Origin of the sequence: Corynebacterium sp. HMSC070H05, assembly GCF_001837615.1 — a bacterium.
Taxonomy (GTDB): Bacteria; Actinomycetota; Actinomycetes; order Mycobacteriales; family Mycobacteriaceae; genus Corynebacterium; species Corynebacterium coyleae.
This window is the reverse complement of sequence record NZ_KV833299.1, coordinates 1-20867: the sequence shown is the minus strand read 5'-3', so window position 1 is coordinate 20867 and position 20867 is coordinate 1. Positions and strand designations below refer to the sequence as shown.

The window sequence follows — 20867 nt, the reverse complement described above, 5'->3', positions numbered from 1 at the left end:
CCTGAAATGTCGGCTGATCGCACGATGGCCAATGCTGGGGTGCTGCGCGGTCAGGAATACTACGTCGCAAAGACCGATGAGACTGGCCTCGGCGCAGTTGATGCTGTGCCGGATGCCGGTACACCCACCAGCCAGTGGGCTGAAGCTTGGAACTACCTGCGTCGCAGGCCGCTGTTCTGGTTCTCTGCAGTATTGATCCTGCTTGCCGTCACCGTCGCTGTGTTCCCTGGTCTGTTCACCAGCGTCGATCCGCGCGAGTGCATGCTGTCGCGCTCGCTGAACGGGCCGACGGACGGGCACATCTTCGGCTTTGACCGTCAAGGCTGCGATATTTACTCGCGCATGATGTACGGTGCTCGCGCATCGGTTACGGTCGGCGTGCTGACCACACTGATCGTGACCGTGCTTGGTGGCCTCATCGGTGCGATCGCCGGTTACTTCGGCGGCATCTGGGACACACTGCTGTCGCGTCTGACTGACATCTTCTTCGCGGTGCCGCTCGTGCTGGCCGCGATCGTCGTCATGTCCATGTTCCAGAACAAGCGCTCGATCTGGATGGTGGTATTCGCGCTGTCCATGTTCGGCTGGACTCAGATCGCCCGCATCACCCGCGGTGCAGTGATGGGGATTAAGAACGACGAGTTCGTCACCGCCGCCCGCGCGGTGGGGGCGAGCGACTGGAAGATCATCACCTCCCACATCCTGCCGAACGCCGCGGCGCCCGTGATCGTGTACGCCACGGTTGCGCTCGGCCAGTTCATCGTGGCCGAAGCGACCCTGTCCTTCCTGGGCATCGGTCTGCCGTCCACGGTGGTGTCGTGGGGTGGCGATATTTCGGCTGCGCAGGCGTCGCTACGCACCCAGCCGATGGTGCTGTTCTACCCGGCAATTGCGCTCGCACTGACGGTGCTGAGCTTCATCATGATGGGCGACGTTGTGCGCGACGCCCTTGATCCGAAGGCGAGGAAGCGATGACCACCGCAATCGGTAAAGACAACAACACTGGCGCGCCCGAGCCGCTGCTTGAGGTGACCGACCTCCGCATCACGTTCGAGTCCTCCACGGGTGTGGTTGAGGCTGTGCGTGACTTCGATATGACGATCTACCCGGGCCAGAAGGTCGCGATCGTGGGCGAGTCCGGTTCGGGCAAATCCACCTCCGCCATGGCGGTGCTCGGCCTGCTGCCTGGCACCGGCAAGGTCACTGGCGGCTCGATCAAGCTGCGCGGCGAGGAACTGACCAAGCTCGATGAGAAGGGCTGGCAGAAGATTCGCGGCAACAGGATTGGTCTGGTGCCGCAGGATCCGATGTCTAACCTGAACCCGGTGTGGCGTATCGGTACCCAGGTGGAGGAGTCGCTGAAGGCGAACAACATCGTCGAAGGCTCCGAGCGCCACCAGCGCGTCATCGAGTTGCTTGAGCATGCAGGCCTGCCGGACGCGGAGCGTCGTGCGGGTCAGTTCCCGCACGAGTTTTCCGGTGGCATGCGCCAGCGCGCGCTCATCGCGATGGGCTTGGCTGCGAACCCGGAGCTGCTCATTGCCGACGAGCCCACGTCTGCCCTCGATGTGACCGTGCAGAAGCGCATCCTGGACCACCTTGAGATGCTCACCCAGGAATCCCAGACCGCGCTGCTGTTCATCACTCACGACCTGGGGCTTGCAGCAGAGCGCGCTGACCACCTGCTGGTTATGCACCGCGGCCGTGTGGTTGAGCGCGGCCCGAGCCTGGATATTTTGCGCAACCCGAAGCATCCGTACACCCGCAGGCTGGTTAACGCGGCTCCGTCGCTGGCAGCCGCGCGTACGCACGCTGCGCTGAAGGATGAAGACGTCACGGTGGCCGAGACCAAGCCGGAGGACGTGGTCATCCGGGTGGATAACCTGGTCAAGGAGTTCGACGTCCGTGGCCAAAAGGGTGCGAAGAAGACACTGCGCGCGGTCGACGAGGTGTCCTTCGATCTTCGCCGCGGCACCACGCTTGCGCTGGTGGGTGAGTCTGGCTCCGGCAAGTCCACTGTGGCCAACATGGCGCTAAGCCTGCTTGAGCCGACCAGCGGCACCGTGTACTTCGAGGGCCGCGACATCTCGGAGTTAAACCGCAAGGAACTGTTCAAACTGCGTCGCAAGATGCAGGTGGTGTTCCAGAACCCGTACGGTTCGCTCGACCCGATGTACTCGATCTACCGCTGCATCGAGGAGCCGTTGCGCCTGCACAAGGTGGGCTCGCGTAAGGAGCGCGACGCTCGCGTGGCGGAGCTGCTGGACATGGTGCAGATGCCGAGGTCCGCGATGCGTCGCTACCCGAACGAGCTCTCTGGCGGTCAGCGTCAGCGCATCGCGATTGCACGTGCGATGGCGTTGGGCCCAGAGGTCATCGTCCTCGACGAGGCGGTCTCGGCCCTCGACGTGCTTGTGCAGGATCAGATTCTGCAGTTGCTCAAGGGCCTGCAGGATGAGATGAACCTGTCCTACCTGTTCATCACCCACGACTTGGCTGTGGTCCGCGAGACCGCAGACGACATTGTGGTGATGCGCCAGGGCAAGGTTGTGGAGCAGGGGCCGGCGGATGCGATCTTCGCCGACCCGCAGGCGGATTACACCCGCAACCTGATCGATTCCGTGCCGGGTCTCCACATCGAGTTGGGGCGCGGCTAGGAGCATAATTGCTTATCGACGACGCCACCGCACCGATGCGGGACGTCGTCGATAAGCATGTCTGGGGCGTGTTGTAGCATCGCCTCCGAGAACTGAACACACACGGGTGCTGCATTCGCAGCTGAGATGCCTTCGGGCGGACCGTTGAACCTGATCCGGGTAATGCCGGCGATAGGAAGGAAAGCACATGACTGTGCCTGTTAAAAACAATTCTTGGCGTGTAATCGATATTGTCACCGCCGCCGTCCTCGGTGTGGCGTGTGGTCTGCTGTTTTGGGTGTGGAACAGCGTTGGCTACGCAGGGTTTAAGGCGCTGGATACGTTGACGCCTGGCCTTGGTGGCCTGGTCACCGGTATCTGGTTTACCGGCGGTGTGCTTGGCGGGCTGATCATCCGCAAGCCTGGCGCAGCCGTGTTCGTCGAGGTCATCGCGGCGTCGGTTTCAGCGCTGATCGGCAGCCAGTGGGGCATTGAGACGCTCTACTCGGGCCTTGCACAGGGTCTTGGCGCAGGGCTGATCTTCCTGCTGTTCGCGTACCGTCGCTTCGATCTGACGGTGGCAATCTTGGCCGGTATCGGCTCCGCTGTCGGCGCGTTCATCCTCGAGCTGTTCCTGTCGGCGAACCTGGCGATGAGCCTGCAGTTCAACATCATCTACCTGACCTGCATGGTCATCTCCGGCGCGATCCTTGGCGGCGTGCTGTGCCACTACCTGGTCAAGGCACTCGCGAAGACCGGTGCGCTGGACCGCTTCGGCGCAGGCCGTGAGCGTTTCAACCAGGCTGCGTAAATGACGCTGGCGATTCGTGCTCGAGGGTTGACGTACCAGCACGCCACGCGTCCCCAACCTGCGTTTACTGGCGTTGATCTCGACGTCGAGCGCGTCGAGCGCATCCTCATCTCCGGCGACTCTGGTTCCGGCAAGTCCACGTTGCTCGCGGTCATCGCGAAACTTATCGACGACTCCGAGGACGGCAGTAAAACCGGCATCCTCGAGGTCAACGGCACGGTAGGCATGGTGCTGCAGGACCCGGAGGCGCAAACAATCCTGTCGCGCGTGGGCGACGATGTCGCGTTCGGCGCCGAAAATCTTGGCGTGCCGCGCGACGAGATCTGGCGCCGCGTGGAGGCCTCCCTGGAGGCCGTGGGCCTGGACCTGCCGCTCGATCACCCCACATCACGCCTGTCCGGTGGACAGAAGCAACGCCTTGCACTGGCCGGGGTGTTGGCCATGGGAGCCGATATTTTGGTGCTCGACGAGCCGACGGCGAACCTCGACCCGCGTGGCCGCGACGAGGTCATCAACGCTGTCGACCGCGTCTGCACACGCACCGGCGCGACCCTGATTGTGGTGGAGCACCGCCCCAAGCACTGGTCGCACGTGGTGGACACCTACTACCGCTTGGATGCGGACGGTTTTCGCCGCATTACCGAAGAAGAGCTACCGCAGGTGCCTTCGTTGCCGCCGGCGAAGCAGGTTCCCGCTGGCACGCCGGCTGCGGTTGCGACGCAGAACTTGCTCACCCGCTTCGGCCCGCCGCGCACGGTGCGCGCGCCTGAGGGGTTCTCCACTGTGGTCACCGGTGAAAACGGCTCGGGAAAAACTACGCTCGTGCAGGTACTTGCCGGGCTAACACCGCCGAAGCAAGGGCGGGTGGAGTATTCCGACACCATTCGGCAGGGGTTGACGAAGCCGTCAATCGAGTGGGCATCGGCAGATCTGGCGCAACGCATCGGGTACGTCTTCCAGGAACCGGAACACCAATTTGTCACTGCCACCGTGCGCGAGGAAATGGCGCTGTCTGGTGCGCCGCAGGAACGTATCGACGATCTCTTGCGACGCCTGCGCCTGACCCACCTCGTCGACGCCAACCCGTTCACACTCTCTGGCGGGGAGAAACGCCGACTTTCGGTGGCAACCGCGCTGGTCAACGCTCCGAAATTGCTTATTTTGGACGAGCCGACCTTCGGCCAGGATGACCGCACTTTCGTCGAACTCGTCGGCCTGATCCGCGAACTCACGCACAAGGGCGTCACGGTCATCTCGATCACCCATGACGAGGCGTTTATCGCATCGCTCGGCGACCACACCGAGCACATCACGGCAGGGGAGAGGTAGCCATGAACCTGCTGGCAAACATCAACCCCGTCACCCGCATTCTCGGCTTGGCGCTGCTGACCACGCCGCTGATGTTCACCGTGGACTGGGTCTCCGCCACCGTGGTGCTCGCGTTCACGCTGCTCATGGTGCCGCTATGCGGGCTTCGCTACGGACGCTTTTTCAAACGCGCATTGCCGATCCTCATCGTCGCGCCCCTGGCCGGTATCCCGATGGCGCTCTACGGACAGGCGGGCGGGGAGACTTACCTCAACTGGGGTTTGATTCACGTCACGGAACTGTCCGTTTCCTTAGCCGGTGCGATGGTGTTGCGCGTGCTTGCCATCGCGCTGCCGGTGGTGCTGTTGTCCGCCGATGTCGACCCGACTGACCTTGGCGACGGCCTCTCCCAAGTCCTTCGCCTCCCCGAACGCTTTGTCATCGGTACTGTCGCGGCCCTTCGCATGCTCACACTGCTTCGCGACGACCTCGACGCCATGCGCCGATCGCGTCGCGCCCGCGGTATCGCAGACCAAGGCAAGATCAAATACTGGTTCACCTTGTCATTCGGGCTGTTGGTGATGTCGCTGCGCCGTGCCGGAAAACTCGCCACCGCAATGGAGGCGCGCGGTTTTGGCGGACCGACGAAGCGTTCCTGGGCCCGAGAATCCAAACTGCGCAGCCGCGACTGGGGCGTCATGGTTGTGTGCCTTGGGGTGGCACTTGTCGCACTTGGCATCGCGTGGCTCACAGGCGACCTGCGCCCAGTGTGGTCAGTGCGATGACATACACCCTGCTCATCGATGGCCCTTCCGGCTCCGGCAAGACCACCCTGGCCAACCAGATCGGCGACGCGCTCGGTATCCGGGTGGTGCACCTCGACGATTTTTACCCCGGTTGGTACGGCCTCGAAGAAGGTGCCGCGATGGTCGCCCGCGATGTGCTGCACCCTGCCAGGCCAGGGTTTTGGCGCTGGGACTGGATCAACCACGAGCGCGCCGAGTGGGTGCCGCTCGACCCCGCAGAGGATCTTGTGGTGGAAGGTGTTGGGGCGGTCACGGAGTCGTCGATACGCGCCGCCCGGGCGCGTGGAACCGTCAACACCATCCGCGTGACCGCCGACCTAAAGATGCGAAAAACCCGGGCCCTGCGCAGGGACCCGGGCTACGCCCCCTGGTGGGGGATGTGGGCAGCGCAGGAAGCACGACTTCCGACGCTGCCCGTCGATGTGACGGTTAGGAGATAGCCTCCTCCGCCGGCTTGTACACCGTACGCACGCGGGAGCGCTCCGCATCCGGATCAGGGATCGGAATCGCCGACAGCAGCGCCTTCGTGTACGGGTGCTGCGGGTTGTCGAAGACGTCGTCGGTCTCGCCGAACTCCACAAAGTCGCCCTTGTACATCACGGCCACACGATCCGACAGGTGGCGCACCACCGACAGATCGTGTGCGACGAACAGGTAGGACAGGCCAAGCTTGCGCTTGAGCGAATCCAGCAGGTTAATCACGCCGGCCTGGATGGACACGTCGAGGGCCGATACCGGCTCGTCGAGCACGATCACCGCAGGGTTCGTCGCCAACGCACGAGCCAAGCCGATGCGCTGACGCTGACCACCAGAGAAGTGGCCAGGGAAGCGGTCCAACTGCTTCTCATCCAGACCCACCGTGCGCATGAGCTCGGAGATACGGGCATCCTTGTCGCCCTCGTAGCCCAACGCATCCAACGGCTCTTGGATGATCTCCTTGACCGTCATACGCGGGTTCAGCGAGCTCATCGGATCCTGGAACACCATCTGAATATTGCGGCGTGCCTGACGACGATCCGACGCACTCATCTTCGCCGCGTCCTTGCCACAGATCACGATGCGGGAATCACCCTGTGGATCCAGGCCCATGATCTCCAGCAGGGTCGTGGTCTTACCGGAACCGGACTCACCCACAATGGCCATGCACTCACCGGCGCGAACATCGAAGGAGATGTTCTTCACAGCCTCCACGGTGCCGATGCGGCGCTTCACCAGCGCGCCCTTGGTCAGTGGGAACGCACGGTAAAGGTTCTCTACCTCGAGGGTGACTTCGCGCTCCTCGCGCGGGATGCCGGCGAACTTGTTCTCCGGCAGCACAGGGGCGGGGAACAGCGGCTTACCGTCGAGAGTGCCGTTTTCAATCTCATCGTGGCGCACGCACGCAACCATGTGGTTCTCGTCGCCCTTGTTCGGCACCAGCGGCGGCTCCTGCGTCAGGCAGGCCTCGGTGGCGATGGGGCAGCGTGGTGCGAACTGGCAGCGGTCGGCGACGTCGATGAGCATCGGCGGGTTGCCGTCGATAAACGTTAGCGGCTCGTTCGATGGCTGATCCACACGTGGAGTGGAACCCAGCAGGCCCACCGAGTACGGCATCTTCGGGTTGCCGAAGAGCTGGTGGACCTCGGCGCGTTCCACGGGGCGGCCGCCGTACATCACCAGCACGTCATCGGCGGTGCCTGCGACCACGCCCATGTCGTGGGTAATCATGATGCAGGCAGCGCCGGTCTCACGCTGCGCCGTCTTGATCACTTCCAGAATCTGTGCCTGGATGGTCACGTCGAGGGCGGTGGTGGGCTCGTCGGCAATAAGCACCTTCGGGTTGTTCGCAATCGCAATTGCGATCACCACACGCTGACGCATGCCGCCCGAGAACTCGTGCGGGAAGGAACGCAGCCGCTTCTTCGGCTCGGGGATACCCACCAGATCGAGCAACTCTGCAGCACGGTCCATCGCCTTCGACTTAGAGATGTTCGTGTGCGCCTGGATGGCTTCCACCAACTGCGTGCCGATGTCGTACACCGGAGTCAGAGCGGACAGCGGATCCTGGAAGATCATGCCGATGCCGTTGCCACGAATCTTCGACATGGCGGCATCCGACTTGCCCAGGAGCTCCTCGCCCTCAAACATCACAGAACCGGTGACCTTGGCGTAATCCGGCAACAGGCCCATGACAGCGAGAGAGGTGACGGACTTGCCGGAACCTGATTCGCCCACGATGCCGAGGGTACGGCCTGGGAGGAGATCGAAATCCACGCCTCGCACCGCGCGGACCACACCGGCTTCCGACGGGAACGACACGTTGAGGTCGCGTACCGAAAGCACCGGGGAACCCGAGTTGTTGATGCTGGTTGTCATGCTGCAGAACCTCCAGAGTTCGAGTTCGGGTCGAGTGCGTCACGCAGACCATCGGCGATGAACGCCATGGACACGGTGAGCAAGGTCAGGACGAGGGCAGGGAAGTAGAACTGCCACGGAGCGGTCACCAGGGTTGCGGTACCAGACTGCAACAACGTACCCAGGGACACGTCCGGCAGCTTCACACCGAGGCCCAAGAACGACAGGGCAGTCTCCGACATGATCGTGGACACGATGCCCAACATCAGCTGGATAATCAGCAGCGACGCGACGTTCGGGATGATGTGGCGCACGATCGTCTTGGAGTTGGACACGCCCATGAACTTGGCGGCACGCACATAGTCGTTTTCGCGGATGGACAACGACAAGGACCAAATCACACGTGCTGAGTACATCCAGCCAAACGCGATGAGCACGACGGTGAGCACCTTCCAGTCGCCGCCCGAGCCGGATACCAGCAGGGCGATGATGAGGAACGTCGGCACAGCCAGCAGGAAGTGGATCACTGCCAGCACAATCTTCTCCAAGCTTCCGCCAAACAGGGCAGCACCTGCACCGACAATCGCGGAGATCACCGTCGTGGCAATCGATGCCGGCACAGCGATCGACAGCGAGCGACCGAGGCCGTGCACCACCTGTGCAAACAGGTCGTTGCCGGAGTCAGTAGTGCCAAACCAGTGTTCAGCGGAGGGCGCGACGGACAGGTTCATGAAGTCCGGGTCGTCGTAGCTCCACGGCGTCATGAACTTGCCAAAGAGCGCGAGCAGTACCATCAGGAAGAAAATCACCAGGCCGACAACCGCGGCCTTGTTACGCATGAAGCGGCGCAGGTAAATCTTCGACTTACGCGTTGCGCGCATCGTCTGCTGATCTTCGATGCTATCGCCCTGCTTCGGCAGGATTGGCGGCGTGTTCTTGTCTTTACTCATAACGCCGTCGGCCTGGCGGCCGGTCTCAGAGATGGCGGTCATGTCGTTGACCGGCATTGCGGCGTGCAGCGCCAGCTCGCTCGAGGTGGCGTGGGCGCGGGGGTCACTGAGCTTGCGGGATGTACCGCGTGGTGGCTTGTTTGTCATGGCTGTGATCTCCTTAGCTCACGCGCACGCGCGGGTCGAGGGCAACAACGATGAGGTCGGCCAAGATAGCGGACACTGCGGTCATTGCGGCACCGAATGCGGCCACAACGACGACACCGTGGACGTCGTTACGCGCAATCGTTTGGATGAAGTACTGGCCCATGCCTTGCCACGCGAAGATGCGCTCCGTCATCACGGCACCGGTGAAGATGCCGGGCACCGAGAACGCCACCGAGGTAGCAACCGGAATCAGCGAGGTTCGCAGCGCGTGTTTGCGCACTGCTTGCGCCTTGGTTAGGCCCTTCGCGCGGGCGGTGCGGACGTAATCGGCGTTCAAGTTATCCAACAGCAGTGTTCTCTGCATGAAGTGATAGCCCGCATACGAAATGATCAACAGTGACAAGGTGGGGAGCACGAGGTGTTGGGCGTAGTCGACCATCTTCGGGAAGAACCCTTCAACGCCAGGGTTGGAAGCACCGGTGACGTAGAAGACGCGCTTGCCGGTCCACTCGTTGACCTTCAGACCGAACCACACCACGGCGATCGAGGCGACGACCACGTGAATGTTCATCGTGATGATCGAGATGCCCTGCCACATGCGGTCGGCGCGCTTGTACTGGCGCGACGCAGTGTACACACCGAGGGCGACACCGAGGAGGATCGACAGCAGGGTGGCAAACAGGGTCAGCTGCGCGGAGACCCAGATGCGGTAGGAGACTTGTTCATTGACGGAGTCGCCGATCGGGGATTTACCCCAGTCCCAACGAGTCAGGACGCCAGTAAGCCACGTCCACCAACGCTCGAAGATTGGTGTGTTTGGGTTCAAGTTCAACGGATCGAGCAGTGCATCGATCTGCTCTTCTGGCAGAGGTGGTCGGCGGCCAAAGTAGTTGGCGCGGGGATCGAGGAAAAAGCTGGCGAGAAAAAACGTGAGGTTGGTGGCAAGAAAAACAATCAAGCCCCAGCTCAGCGTCTTCCGGATCAGGTATCGAAACATAGTGTCTCTCAGTTCCGTGGTGGGCGGACGGGGGAGTTATTGAGAAAGATTGGAAGCCCGCCCAGCGTGGGAATGCTGGGCGGGCTCGCACTCAGTTCGTGGATTTCACGTGCGTCGAACCGTTACGGTTACTTCGCCCAGCCCACGTTCTCGATCGGGAGGATCGCGAAGGAGTTAGCACCGAAGTTTGCCAGGCCCTTCTTCACGGCGACGATGGCCGGGCCGTTGGCGTACGGCATGATGCCGTACTGAGCCAGGGCTTCCTTCTCAAGCTCGTTTGCGCGCTTGATCTGCTCGTCAGCATCCGGGAGCTGCTGCAGCTCTTCGATCTTCTGGTCCATCTCCGGGGTGCCGGTGCCGGACTTGTTCAGCTCGGAATCGGACTTGTAGATCTGGCCGAAGTACGCCACACCGAACGGGTCGGAGGAGCGGAAGCCGGACATGAACAGGTCGAAGTCGCGCTCGGAGACGACCTTGGAGAAGTCGGAGCTCGGACGCTCCTCAACCTGGACGTCGATGCCAATGTTGCGCAGCATTGCCTGCAGGGCAGTGGTGGTCGCCTGGATCATCGGGGAGTCACCCAGGGTGACGTAGCGCACGGACAGCGGGTTGGACTCGTCGTAGCCTGCTTCCTTGAGCAGCTCCTTGGCCTTCTCCGGGTCGTACTGGATGACCTCGCCGAAGTTGTCCTCGTAGCCCGGCTGGGTCTGGTACAGGTTGAACGAACCTGGCAGATCCTCGGTGTAGCCGAGGCCCTGGAAGCGGATCGCGGCGAGCTGCTCGCGGTCAACACCGCGCATGATGGCCTCGCGGACCTTGATGTCGTCCAGGCCCGGGGCGGTGGAGTTGATCGTCATCAGGTAGTTCGCCGGGTTCAGGGCGGTGCGGATCTCGATGGAGTCGCCCATCTCCTTCGCCGTTGCCAGACGGTCACGGGAAGAAACGCCGGTTGCGTCGATCTCGCCTGCGCGGAAGGCGTTCAGGGATGCCTGGTCTTCCATCTGGCGGTAGGTGATCTTGTCCAGCTTCGGCTTCTCGCCCCACCAGTTCTCGTTCGGGACGAAGGAGGCGGTGCCGCCTTCGAAGTCAACGTTCTCAACCTTGAACGGGCCAGCGCCCCACTCCGGGTTGACCTTCTTCAGGTAAGCGTTCATGAACGTGTCCGCGTCCTTGACCTGCGGCGGCACGAGGGTGCCGAAGAGGCCCTCCCACCACGGGTATGCCTGCTTGAAGGTGACAACGGCCTGCTTGTCGTCCTCGCCGCGCTCGACGGACTCGATGAGCTCGTAGCCGTCGGTGGAGTTGACCTGGACATCCGGGTTGGAGCCGTTGTTGAACTTGAAGGTGTTCTCGAAGGCGGTCCAGTCAAGCGGGGTGCCGTCGTTGTACACGGCGTCCGGGTTGATGGTGTAGGTGACCACGGTCTTGCCGTCGACGGTCTCATCCTTCACGTCGGTCAGATAAGCCGGGTTCGGGTGATAGGTGCCGTCGCCGTCGAAAAGCGTGAGCTGCGGGTTGTACTTGCTCCAGATGGTGTCCGTGTAGGACGTCATGTTCGCGTGGAACACGTTCTGCTGCTCAGTAATTTCGGTAATCGCGAGAGTGAGCTCGCCGCCATCCTGGATCTGGTCGCGCTCGAGCGGGTTGTAGTCACCGGCAGCGTTGACTTCGAGCTGCTCGCCCGAGTTGTCAGCTTCCTTGGAGTTCGCGGAGTCCTGTCCGGCCTGGTTTGCGGTGGTCTCTTCGGTTCCGCCATCCGAGGAGCAGGAGGCGAGGACGAGGGACAGGGAGGAGAGTCCGGCGAGAGCGGCGACACGGAGGCGTTTGCTCATGGTCTGGGTCCTTTCAGTGATCGTCCGTACGCAGAGAACTTTGCGACGGTTGCCCGTGTTTGGGCGGTACGACGAAATGGGTATTTCGACGACCCCTGCACCACGATTGGGCCCACCAAAACTTGAAGCTCAGGTGAACACGACGTAATCAGGTTGCACAAAAACTTACATGAAGTGTTAGGCAGTTCACAGTGTTTGTGAAAAGTAATTTACGGCGAAATGCACGCTGCCTCACAGGGCTATGACAGGAATGGGTGTTTCTGCACGCTGATAGGCATCTGTAGCCATCGCAACGCTTTCTCAGCTTCTTCACGGATCGTGAATGTTATTCGCATAAAACGACCCCACCTGCGGGGTGCAGGTGGGGTGCAGTACGGGAATTGGGGTGTTATGCCACAGGAGTTAACTCGACTTCGTCCGCCCACGTCAGTTCAATACCCAGGGCGCGCAGCCACTCCATGGCATCGTCGCCGTGCCGAGTAATGCCCTCAACGGCGTTGAGGGTGACGTCCATGGCCTTCTCTGCCTCCTCGGCAGTGATCAAGCCTGCAGACGTCGCGGCTGCGAGTTCGTCGATATCAAGCACGTCGATCGGGTTGCCTGTCAGCGACACAATGTCGACGTACAGGTCGCGTGTGCGCCAGATATCGCCATCAACGTCAATGTCGGCGATGTCGAAGTAGAAGTCCTGATCGCGCTCTGCGCCCTCGCGGTAGTGGAAGATGTTTACCCGCAGGCCGAGTTCCGGCAGCAGCCAGCTTTCTAGGTAGCCGAACTCGGGGTGATTCGCCCCGCGTGCCATGTAGAGGCCAAAGTCGGTGACCTGGTACGTGTCTACCTCGCGCAGGAATCCCTTTGGGTCCGTGTTGATGTTCGCGGACGTGTCAAAGGTCTCTTGCTTTACCGGGTGTAGGTCGACGGTCATCGGTTACCTCACGTTGATCGAAGCGGCGGTCGGGGCAAATGCGCAGGTCTTGTCGGTGGTGCGTACTGCACCGTCGACGACTGCGAGGACGCGGCCCTTGCCTGTGTTTGCGGTGGCGGACAGGGTGGACGGTCCTGTTGGGTTTATCCCGTTGTTATCTAAAGGTGTTACGCCGGTGCGAAAAGTGTTGAGGTTAACCCAGTACACCTTCATGAGCCCCTGGTCCTTGGCGGCGGCCGGGGTGCCCAGTGCGGTGAATACAAACGTGGTCTGTCCCGCGCCTGCGCCTGGCGCTGGTGTTTTGGTCGGTCCCGGTACCGCAATTGCGGACGCGGTCGAGTGCAGCCCCTTGCCCATGCAGTGCCCGGAGACCGTCGGCCAGGCGAACTGCGTGAAGGCGGGGGCGTCCTCTGGCAGTGGAGGGCCGCCGAGCTCGCCGGTACCAGCGAAGAAGTTCACGGCGGTGCGAAGCGCGTTGCCGACCTGTTCCGGCACCTGTGGTTGGTCCGCGAACGCGTGGACTCGGGCGACGGTCTCGGGGGTGGGGCGGCCAAGGCTATCGAGCGGGTTCGATGATTTGGCATGAGCCATTTGCGTATCGACGACGCCGGCAATCAGCATGCCGGCAGCGCAAACCGCCGCGACGGCGGAGCGTGCAAAAGATCGGGGAGTGCGCACGGCTGTCCTTTATTACATAGGGGCCACGGACATTAACTCAAGCAACATTAGTCACATAAGTAACAGCGTCAAGTGGAAACCGTTGATTTTGCAAGGAAAATTGCCGGGAAACTCCAGTCGTGCCCACAGTTACACCTGATTACGATTGTGAGCACGGGCACATTTAAGGCCTGTGAGAACGTGAGATCCGTTGTCCCCAACACTGAAAGGACTGATCGCAATGGATACCCAGACGTTCACCACCAACCTGTCACTGCAAGAGATTGAGCAGCGGCTGTCCGGACTGGACAAGTTCAACGTCAAGGACAAAACCGCCAGCGAACTGGCTGTCAACGTCGGCAGTGCACTGAAGTTCCGTCTTATCGGTGTGTATTTGAATAAGGACTACCAGGCGCCGCTGGCTATCGATGCCGCAGATAACGGCGATGGCACCACCACCGTCGAGCTCTCCGCGCGAGGGACTGAAGGTGCTGTCATTACTACTGGAACGGCCGAACAGTTTTTTAATGACGCGTTTGCAGAGCTCCGCGCCACGTTGGAGGGGTAGCGGAGAGGTGCGCTCAACTTAGCTGGGGAGTATCGTGTAACCGTTATTTCCGACAATGTAAAAGGATCTGTTGAGTGTCGCACCCTGAATTTCGCAACGTAGCCATCGTCGCCCACGTTGACCACGGCAAAACCACCCTGGTCAACGCCATGCTGGAGCAGTCCGGCGTCTTCGGCGACCACGGCGAGCACGGCGACCGCGTGATGGACTCCGGCGAGCTCGAGTCCGAGCGTGGCATCACCATTTTGGCCAAGAACACCGCCATCCGTCGCGCCGGTAAAGGCAAGGACGGTGCGGACCTGGTCATCAACGTTATCGATACCCCGGGCCACGCCGACTTCGGTGGCGAGGTCGAGCGCGGCCTGTCCATGGTTGATGGTGTCGTGCTGCTGATCGATGCTTCCGAAGGCCCGCTTCCGCAAACCCGATTCGTCCTGGGCAAGGCCCTCGAAGCGAAGAAGCCGGTCATCATCTGTGTGAACAAGACTGACCGTCCGGACGCACGTATCGACGAAGTCGTTGAGGAAGCACAGGACCTCCTGCTCGAACTTGGCGCTGGCCTGGAGGACCCGGAGGCTGCAGAGGCTGCTGAGAACCTCCTCGAGCTGCCGGTGCTGTACACCTCAGGCCGTGCAGGCCGCGCGTCCCTGGAGAACCCGGGCAACGGCAACCTGCCGGACAACGAGGACCTACAGCCGCTGTTCGACGTCATTTACGACGTCCTGCCGGAGCCGTCCGCTGAGATCGACGCTCCGTTCCAGGCACAGGTGACCAACCTGGACTCCTCCTCCTTCCTGGGCCGCATCGGCTTGATCCGTGTGTTCAAGGGCTCGGTAAAGAAGGGCCAGCAGGTCGCATGGGTCCACTACGACGAGGACGGCAACCAGCAGGTTAAGAACGTCAAGATCGCTGAGCTGCTCGTCACCGAAGGTCTCGACCGTGTTCCGGCTGAAGGCGACGTTGTCGCAGGTGACATTGCCGCTGTCTCCGGTGTGGAAAACATCATGATCGGTGACACGCTGTGCGATCCGGAGCACGTCGAGCCGCTGCCGCGCATCGCCATCGACGATCCGGCAATTTCCATGACCATCGGCGTGAACACCTCGCCGATGGCTGGCCGTAACGGTGGCGACAAGCTCACCGCCCGCATGGTCAAGGCTCGCCTGGATCAGGAGCTCATCGGTAACGTCTCCATCAAGGTGCTGCCGACCGAGCGTCCGGACGCGTGGGAGGTTCAGGGCCGTGGCGAGATGGCGCTGACCGTGCTGATTGAGACGATGCGTCGCGAAGGCTTCGAGCTCACCGTTGGCAAGCCGCAGGTTGTGACCAAGGAGATCGACGGCAAGACCTACGAGCCGTACGACCACATGATCATCGACGTCCCGTCGGAGCACCAGGGTGCTGTCACCCAGCTCATGGCAAACCGCAAGGGTCAGATGACCGCAATGTCCAACGCGGGTTCCGGCGATTGGGTCCGCATGGAGTTCGACGTCCCGTCGCGTGGCCTGATCGGTTTCCGTACGACCTTCCTCACTGAGACCCGTGGTGCCGGTATTGCCAACTCCTACTCGATCGAGCACCGTCCGTGGGCCGGCGAGATCAAGGGCCGCCCGACCGGTTCGCTCGTCGCCGACCGTTCCGGCCAGGTCACCGCGTACGCCCTGCAGCAGCTTGCAGACCGCGGCGATTTCTTCGTCGAGCCGGGTGCCGAGACCTACGAAGGCATGGTCGTTGGTGCGAACTCGCGTGACGAGGACATGGACGTCAACATCACCAAGGAAAAGAAGCTGACCAATATGCGCTCCGCCACCGCGGACGCGACTGTCACGCTGCAGAAGGCCCGCACCCTCTCCCTGGATGAGGCCATCGAGTTCTGTGACGAGGACGAGTGCGTCGAGGTCGCCCCTGAGGCGATGCGTGTGCGCAAGCTCATCCTGAACGCTACCGAGCGTGGCCGTGCCCGCTCCCGTGCGAAGCAGAAGAACAGCTAGCCTGTTCTTCATGCAGCCTCCTCGATCGCGCCGCCCAGCCACCCGTGCTGCGGCGGCGCTTTCCGCGCTTTGCCTCGTCGCGTCGTGCTCGGCGAACCCGGGCCCGCCGCCGCTCGTTGAGCCGGAGTCCGCCCAAAGCGAAACATCTGGCGTATCGACGACACCTTCCGACGACAACCCGCGCCGCAGCGACCGCACTCAGGTGCAAGTGGGTGTTGACCCTGTACGAGGAGGCTTCAACCCGCACCTCATTGCGGACGATTCCTCGACGGTGCGTGCCATCGCAGACCTCACCCTGCCTAGCGCATATGTGGGCACGAGCCCGAACAGGGACCTGCTGGTGGGGGTTTCAACGCTGCCGACCTCGCCCGCGGCCCAAACCGTGCGCTACGTCATCGCACCGGAGGCGCAGTGGTCTGACGGCACCCCGATTACCGGATCCGACTTTGCCTACCTGTGGCGCGGGATGGTGACCACCGCCGGCACCGTCAACCCTGCGGCCTACCGGGCAATTCAGGCGATCCGCATTTCTGGTCAAGGCGGCAAGGTCGTCGATGTGGACTTTGAGCGCCCCGTGGCCAACCGCGAGGAGCTCTTTGCCTACCTGCTGCCGTCGCACCTGTTCGCCGCTGACGCCAGCGATTTCCCGTTCGCACTGCGCAACATGGTCCCTGCGTCTGCCGGGCGTTTCCTCATGGCAGATGTCGGCCGGGCCCGCGGCACGGTAGTGCTGAATAGAAACGACAGGTTTTGGGGTACTGAGCCAGCAAGCGTGGACATTTTGACGCTGACCGCCGCGCGCGATACAATACAAACCGCCGACCAGTTGCGCTCCGGCCAGCTCGCGTTCGCCGACGTCACGCCGCAGGAAACCACGGAAGAGGTCTTTCGCCGGGTGCCGGGGGTGGAGGTGCGCGAGGGGTCGTCGTCACGCGTGCTTGGCGTCGTCATCTCCGCGACAAGCGGGCTCGACCAAGCAATGCGCGAGCAAGTGCGATCGCTTATCGACGTCCCCCTGCTCGCCCACATCGCCGCCGGCCGCAGCACCAACCTGGCCGTAGCAGAGCATGCGTTCACGCCGGGGGAGAAGGACACCGCAGCGCTACGAGCGCGCACCGTTCCCATCCGCGTCGGGGCGGATGCGATGGACCCGGCGGCGGCCGCAGCGGCGCGCACGCTTGTCGACATCCTCAACGGCGCCGGCATTCCCGCAAAACTCACCTCTACCGACGCGACGACGCTCGCCGGGCGCAGCCTGCCATCGTCGGAAGTTGACCTGGCAGTGGTGTGGCAGCGCAACTCCACGTCCATGACCACGCTTGCCAGCCGCATGGCGTGTCCGTCCAAAACTTCGCGTGCTGGCAACCTCTCCGGCCTGTGCTCCGTAGGCAACGAAGCGCTCGCCGGGCGAATCCTGGACGGGACCATGAGTGCGACCGAGGCCCGAGCAGCCGTGGCCGAAGCCGAAGAGCGCGACGCCGTGTGGGTGCCCATCCTCAACGAAACACGCATCGCAGCATCCTCCGGTGGCGTCGCCATCCCAGGCGTCTCCACCTGGCCCGGGGGTATCAGCGACGCCGCCCGCTGGCAACTGGCCGATACAGTAGGCCCGACACCGAAGGAGAAACCATGACAACGCGCGACCTCACCGGCTACCGAGTAGTGGCCGTCCACGCCCACCCTGACGACGAAGCCATCACCACCGCAGGCGTCATCGCCGATCTGAGCCGACGTGGCGCCGACGTCCTCGTCGTCACCTGCACACTCGGCGAAGAAGGCGAAGTTATCGGCGAGCCGTACCAGCACCTCGTCGTCGACGAAGCCGACCAGCTAGGCGGATTCCGCATCGGCGAACTACGCGAGTCGTTGGCCGCCATCGGCGCGCGCGGCACCTTCCTCGGCGGAGCTGGCCGCTTCCGCGACTCCGGCATGGCCGGCTCGCCCGCAAGCCGCAACCCGCGCGCCTTTGTCAACTCCGGCGACGCCGCAGTAGCCGAACTCGCCGCGATCTTCGACGCCGAGCGCCCCCACCTTGTCATCACCTACGGCCCCGACGGCGGCTACGGCCACCCGGACCACATCCGCGCCCACGAAATCACCCACACCGCCGCCGAACGCGTCGCTATCCCGCGCATCCTGTGGGCCGTGCGCCTCGCCGAAGAAACCGCAGCGCTTACGCCCGAGACCGCCCCCGACGGCTGGCGCCTTGCCCAACCCGGCGAACTCGACGGAGTCGCCACCTCCGACATTGCGGTCACCCTCGATGACCACGCCTACAGCGCCAAAATCACCGCCATGCGCGCCCACGCCACCCAACTCTGGATCGCCGACGGCCGCACCACCGACGTCAACCCCCACGCCGCCATCGCCCAAGGTCCCGTCGTCTACTACGCCCTGTCCAACCTCATCACCCAGCCCATCCAACGCGTCGAACACTTCCAACTCGGCGCAGGCACGCCACTTCACGACGACGCCACCCACGTCCTATCCGGAATCCCCAAATGAGCCACCCCGTCATCCGCGACAATTTTTCACGCGGTGAAGCCATCGCCGGCATCACCTGGCTGAGCGTCGGCGCGCTCGGCTCGCTCATCCTGGAAGTGGCGTACCTGAACTGGTTCTGGGTGATCATCGCCGCCGTGTTCAATGCGGTGTTGACGAAGACGGCGAGGCTGTGGTCGTCGAGAAGCATGATTGTTCCACTCGCCGTCTGGGCAGCAGCACTGTTCGCCTCCATGGTCATCCTCCCTCCAACCGGGTGGACCCTCGCACTCCTTCTCACCGGAATCGCCGGAGGCGTTTGGCCACTCATCAGGGCGAAGTGACATACTGTTTCCCATGACTTACGTGATTGCTCAACCGTGCGTCGACGTCATGGACCGCGGCTGCGTCGAAGAATGCCCCGTTGACTGCATCTACGAGGGCAAGCGCATGCTCTACATCCACCCCGACGAATGCGTCGACTGTGGCGCCTGCGAACCTGCCTGCCCCGTCGAAGCCATCTTCTACGAAGACGACACCCCCGACGAGTGGAGCGAATACTACGACGCCAACGTCGGCTTCTTCGACGAACTCGGCTCGCCAGGCGGCGCCGCCAAGACCGGCCCGCAGGACTTCGACCACCCCTTCGTCGCAGCACTGCCGCCGCAGAACCAGGACTAAACCGTGGCACGCACCCCACTCGGATCACAACTGCCCGACTTCCCATGGGACACCATCGCCGACGTGCGCAAGCGCGCCGCATCCCATGACGGCGGGCTCATCGACCTCTCCGTCGGCGGCCCCGTCGACCCAGTCGCCCCATCCATCCAACTCGCGCTGTCCGAAGCTGCCGCAACGCCCGGCTACCCGCAAACCGCGGGTACGCCGGAATTGCGCGAAACGATCGTGGCCTCCCACGCCCGCCGCTTCGGCATCGCAGGGTTGACCGAACGCTCCGTGCTGCCCGTGATCGGGCTCAAAGAAGCCGTCGCGTGGCTGCCCACATTGTTGGGCCTGCGCGGCGAGAAAGTTGTGATCCCCGAGATCGCGTACCCCACCTACGAGGTCGGCGCGCTGATGGCAGGCTGCGAAGTTATTCGTTGCGACGACCCCGCCGCCGCACCCCGCGACGCCGCCTTCGTCTTCATCAACTCGCCGTCGAACCCAACTGGCGCAGTCCTTGACGTCGAGCAGATGCGCGCCTGGGTGGAATTCTCCCGCGAAACCGGCGCAATCATCGCCTCCGACGAGTGCTACCTCTACCTCGGCTGGTCCGCCGAACCGGTATCCATCCTGCACCCGTCCGTCACCGACGGCGACAACACTGGCCTGCTCGCCCTGCATTCGCTGTCCAAGACGTCCAACCTGGCGTCGTATCGCGCCGGCACGATCTCCGGCGACGAAGCCCTAGTGCAAGAACTTCTGCTTATCCGCAAGCACTCCGGCCTCATCGTGCCCGGCCCAATCCAAGCCGCCATGGTGGCCGCCCTCGGCGACGACCTGCACGAACAAATGCAGCGCTCCACCTACGCCACGCGCCGCGCTGTGTTGATGAAGGGCCTTAAAAACGCAGGCCTTACTATCGACGACTCCGACGCAGGCCTCTACCTCTGGGTCCACCAAGACGGCAAGGATTCCCGCGAACTCCTCAACTGGTTCGCCGACCACGGCATCCTCGGCGCCCCCGGCGACTTCTACGGCCCCGCCGGCGCCCAACACGTGCGCATCTCGCTCACCGCACCCGACGAGCGCATCGAAGCGGCAGTCGCCCGCCTAGGAAACACCGTTGACTAACCCCACTCATCCGTCGCCGGCCACCGGCGACCAACACGCCGTCGCGCCCGAAAGCGGCAGCACTGTCGTACGCCTCGTGGCCGGGCTGCGCCAATTTTTGCGCTTCGGCATCGTCGGCGGCTCCGGCGTGCTCGTGAACTTCGTCGTGTTCTACTTGGCCAACAAAGCCTTAGAGAACGGCTTTGATCTGCACGCCAACGACGTGTTCATGCAACTCGGCTCCACCCGTTGGAACATCCGCTGGTACCACCTCATGTCCACCCTGGCGTTCCTCCTGGCCAACACGTGGAACTACCAACTCAACCGCGCCTGGACCTTCCGTGGGGTGCACGCGCGCTCCTGGCTGCGCGGGTTCTTCCCCTTCTTGGCCACCGGCGCGCTCGCGTTCGCGGTGTCGCTGACATGCATGACGTTGCTCATGAACCCGACGACCCCCATCGGACTCTCCGATTCACTTTTCGACGACTCCACCGGCCTGCGCACCAAATCCTACTGGGCCCAAGCCATCTCCACACTGATCGCGATGCCGGTGAACTTTGTGATCAATAAGGTCTGGACCTTCGGAAAACCGAAAACGCCAAAAACCGTCTAACCAGTGGTTTGTGGAATTTGGTGTTGGAGTTATCCACA

At 62.7% G+C, this 20867-nt stretch carries 20 protein-coding genes and 1 riboswitch; of the genes, 14 read left to right on the top strand and 6 right to left on the bottom strand.

What is annotated here, in order from left to right; genetic code table 11:
- Window positions 1-24 precede the first annotated feature (24 nt).
- The 6 genes from HMPREF2617_RS03725 to HMPREF2617_RS03700 all read left to right on the top strand — a co-directional run bounded on the left by HMPREF2617_RS03725 (window position 25) and on the right by HMPREF2617_RS03700 (window position 6001).
- Window positions 25-975, top strand: coding sequence for an ABC transporter permease (locus HMPREF2617_RS03725; RefSeq protein ID WP_070840102.1), 951 nt, complete (start codon window positions 25-27; stop codon window positions 973-975).
- Window positions 972-2657, top strand: a complete 1686-nt coding sequence (locus HMPREF2617_RS03720) for an ABC transporter ATP-binding protein (protein WP_070840024.1) — start codon at window positions 972-974, stop codon at window positions 2655-2657. Before HMPREF2617_RS03725 ends, HMPREF2617_RS03720 begins: the two co-directional genes overlap by 4 nt.
- A gap of 92 nt (window positions 2658-2749) precedes the next feature.
- Window positions 2750-2853: riboswitch (TPP riboswitch) on the top strand.
- On the top strand, window positions 2845-3447 hold the full coding sequence (locus HMPREF2617_RS03715; RefSeq protein ID WP_070421621.1) for an ECF transporter S component: 603 nt from the start codon (window positions 2845-2847) through the stop codon (window positions 3445-3447). It overlaps the preceding riboswitch by 9 nt.
- On the top strand, window positions 3448-4776 hold the full coding sequence (locus HMPREF2617_RS03710) for an ABC transporter ATP-binding protein (protein ID WP_070840021.1): 1329 nt from the start codon (window positions 3448-3450) through the stop codon (window positions 4774-4776). It begins immediately after the preceding gene.
- Window positions 4777-4778: 2 nt separating this feature from the next.
- On the top strand, window positions 4779-5540 hold the full coding sequence (locus HMPREF2617_RS03705) for an energy-coupling factor transporter transmembrane component T family protein (RefSeq protein WP_070840018.1): 762 nt from the start codon (window positions 4779-4781) through the stop codon (window positions 5538-5540).
- Window positions 5537-6001, top strand: a complete 465-nt coding sequence (locus HMPREF2617_RS03700; RefSeq protein WP_070568601.1) for a nucleoside/nucleotide kinase family protein — start codon at window positions 5537-5539, stop codon at window positions 5999-6001. The genes HMPREF2617_RS03705 and HMPREF2617_RS03700 overlap by 4 nt, the downstream gene beginning before the upstream one ends.
- On the opposite strand, the gene HMPREF2617_RS03695 is transcribed toward HMPREF2617_RS03700, so the two are convergent.
- The 6 genes from HMPREF2617_RS03695 to HMPREF2617_RS03670 all read right to left on the bottom strand — a co-directional run bounded on the left by HMPREF2617_RS03695 (window position 5991) and on the right by HMPREF2617_RS03670 (window position 13367).
- Window positions 5991-7916, bottom strand: coding sequence for an ABC transporter ATP-binding protein (locus HMPREF2617_RS03695; RefSeq protein WP_070840015.1), 1926 nt, complete (start codon window positions 7914-7916; stop codon window positions 5991-5993). The two genes, HMPREF2617_RS03700 and HMPREF2617_RS03695, sit on opposite strands and share 11 nt — an antisense overlap.
- Window positions 7913-8902 (bottom strand): ABC transporter permease, encoded by a 990-nt coding sequence (locus tag HMPREF2617_RS03690; RefSeq protein WP_101733235.1) that lies wholly within the window; start codon window positions 8900-8902, stop codon window positions 7913-7915. The genes HMPREF2617_RS03695 and HMPREF2617_RS03690 overlap by 4 nt, the downstream gene beginning before the upstream one ends.
- A gap of 103 nt (window positions 8903-9005) precedes the next feature.
- Complete coding sequence (locus tag HMPREF2617_RS03685; RefSeq protein ID WP_070421616.1) at window positions 9006-9989, bottom strand: ABC transporter permease; 984 nt, start codon at window positions 9987-9989, stop codon at window positions 9006-9008.
- A 128-nt stretch (window positions 9990-10117) separates the two neighbouring features.
- Window positions 10118-11821: an ABC transporter family substrate-binding protein gene (locus HMPREF2617_RS03680; RefSeq protein WP_070840013.1), complete on the bottom strand. Its 1704-nt coding sequence runs from the start codon at window positions 11819-11821 to the stop codon at window positions 10118-10120.
- A 388-nt stretch (window positions 11822-12209) separates the two neighbouring features.
- Window positions 12210-12746 (bottom strand): ribonuclease FAU-1 family protein, encoded by a 537-nt coding sequence (locus HMPREF2617_RS03675; RefSeq protein WP_070614087.1) that lies wholly within the window; start codon window positions 12744-12746, stop codon window positions 12210-12212.
- Between the two features lie 3 nt (window positions 12747-12749).
- Complete coding sequence (locus tag HMPREF2617_RS03670; protein WP_246815464.1) at window positions 12750-13367, bottom strand: Rv1157c family protein; 618 nt, start codon at window positions 13365-13367, stop codon at window positions 12750-12752.
- Between the two features lie 277 nt (window positions 13368-13644).
- Between HMPREF2617_RS03670 and HMPREF2617_RS03665 the strand changes: the two genes are divergently transcribed.
- The 8 genes from HMPREF2617_RS03665 to HMPREF2617_RS03630 all read left to right on the top strand — a co-directional run bounded on the left by HMPREF2617_RS03665 (window position 13645) and on the right by HMPREF2617_RS03630 (window position 20829).
- Window positions 13645-13971: a hypothetical protein gene (locus HMPREF2617_RS03665; protein WP_070452725.1), complete on the top strand. Its 327-nt coding sequence runs from the start codon at window positions 13645-13647 to the stop codon at window positions 13969-13971.
- 74 nt (window positions 13972-14045) lie between these two features.
- On the top strand, window positions 14046-15962 hold the full coding sequence (typA, locus tag HMPREF2617_RS03660) for a translational GTPase TypA (RefSeq protein ID WP_070484497.1): 1917 nt from the start codon (window positions 14046-14048) through the stop codon (window positions 15960-15962).
- A gap of 10 nt (window positions 15963-15972) precedes the next feature.
- Complete coding sequence (locus tag HMPREF2617_RS03655; protein WP_070840010.1) at window positions 15973-17595, top strand: ABC transporter family substrate-binding protein; 1623 nt, start codon at window positions 15973-15975, stop codon at window positions 17593-17595.
- The gene (gene mshB, locus HMPREF2617_RS03650; protein WP_070840007.1) at window positions 17592-18467 is read left to right on the top strand and encodes an N-acetyl-1-D-myo-inositol-2-amino-2-deoxy-alpha-D-glucopyranoside deacetylase; all 876 of its coding nucleotides are present in this window, start codon (window positions 17592-17594) and stop codon (window positions 18465-18467) included. The genes HMPREF2617_RS03655 and mshB overlap by 4 nt, the downstream gene beginning before the upstream one ends.
- On the top strand, window positions 18464-18787 hold the full coding sequence (locus HMPREF2617_RS03645; RefSeq protein ID WP_070840004.1) for a hypothetical protein: 324 nt from the start codon (window positions 18464-18466) through the stop codon (window positions 18785-18787). Before mshB ends, HMPREF2617_RS03645 begins: the two co-directional genes overlap by 4 nt.
- 13 nt (window positions 18788-18800) lie before the next feature.
- Window positions 18801-19124 carry a ferredoxin gene (gene fdxA / locus HMPREF2617_RS03640; RefSeq protein ID WP_070421608.1) on the top strand — a complete coding sequence of 108 codons (324 nt, stop codon included), beginning with the start codon at window positions 18801-18803 and terminating at the stop codon, window positions 19122-19124.
- Window positions 19125-19127: 3 nt separating this feature from the next.
- Window positions 19128-20237: a succinyldiaminopimelate transaminase gene (gene dapC, locus HMPREF2617_RS03635; RefSeq protein ID WP_070840001.1), complete on the top strand. Its 1110-nt coding sequence runs from the start codon at window positions 19128-19130 to the stop codon at window positions 20235-20237.
- Between the two features lie 85 nt (window positions 20238-20322).
- The gene (locus HMPREF2617_RS03630) at window positions 20323-20829 is read left to right on the top strand and encodes a GtrA family protein (RefSeq protein WP_070816902.1); all 507 of its coding nucleotides are present in this window, start codon (window positions 20323-20325) and stop codon (window positions 20827-20829) included.
- Window positions 20830-20867 lie beyond the last annotated feature (38 nt).

Coding starts and splice junctions, on each gene's coding strand:
- HMPREF2617_RS03725 (WP_070840102.1), top strand. CDS start 25: ATGGCCAATGCTGGGGTGCTGCGCGGTCAGGAATACTACGTCGCAAAG.
- HMPREF2617_RS03720 (WP_070840024.1), top strand. CDS start 972: ATGACCACCGCAATCGGTAAAGACAACAACACTGGCGCGCCCGAGCCG.
- HMPREF2617_RS03715 (WP_070421621.1), top strand. CDS start 2,845: ATGACTGTGCCTGTTAAAAACAATTCTTGGCGTGTAATCGATATTGTC.
- HMPREF2617_RS03710 (WP_070840021.1), top strand. CDS start 3,448: ATGACGCTGGCGATTCGTGCTCGAGGGTTGACGTACCAGCACGCCACG.
- HMPREF2617_RS03705 (WP_070840018.1), top strand. CDS start 4,779: ATGAACCTGCTGGCAAACATCAACCCCGTCACCCGCATTCTCGGCTTG.
- HMPREF2617_RS03700 (WP_070568601.1), top strand. CDS start 5,537: ATGACATACACCCTGCTCATCGATGGCCCTTCCGGCTCCGGCAAGACC.
- HMPREF2617_RS03695 (WP_070840015.1), bottom strand. CDS start 7,916: ATGACAACCAGCATCAACAACTCGGGTTCCCCGGTGCTTTCGGTACGC.
- HMPREF2617_RS03690 (WP_101733235.1), bottom strand. CDS start 8,902: ATGCCGGTCAACGACATGACCGCCATCTCTGAGACCGGCCGCCAGGCC.
- HMPREF2617_RS03685 (WP_070421616.1), bottom strand. CDS start 9,989: ATGTTTCGATACCTGATCCGGAAGACGCTGAGCTGGGGCTTGATTGTT.
- HMPREF2617_RS03680 (WP_070840013.1), bottom strand. CDS start 11,821: ATGAGCAAACGCCTCCGTGTCGCCGCTCTCGCCGGACTCTCCTCCCTG.
- HMPREF2617_RS03675 (WP_070614087.1), bottom strand. CDS start 12,746: ATGACCGTCGACCTACACCCGGTAAAGCAAGAGACCTTTGACACGTCC.
- HMPREF2617_RS03670 (WP_246815464.1), bottom strand. CDS start 13,367: ATGCTGATTGCCGGCGTCGTCGATACGCAAATGGCTCATGCCAAATCA.
- HMPREF2617_RS03665 (WP_070452725.1), top strand. CDS start 13,645: ATGGATACCCAGACGTTCACCACCAACCTGTCACTGCAAGAGATTGAG.
- HMPREF2617_RS03655 (WP_070840010.1), top strand. CDS start 15,973: ATGCAGCCTCCTCGATCGCGCCGCCCAGCCACCCGTGCTGCGGCGGCG.
- mshB (WP_070840007.1), top strand. CDS start 17,592: ATGACAACGCGCGACCTCACCGGCTACCGAGTAGTGGCCGTCCACGCC.
- HMPREF2617_RS03645 (WP_070840004.1), top strand. CDS start 18,464: ATGAGCCACCCCGTCATCCGCGACAATTTTTCACGCGGTGAAGCCATC.
- fdxA (WP_070421608.1), top strand. CDS start 18,801: ATGACTTACGTGATTGCTCAACCGTGCGTCGACGTCATGGACCGCGGC.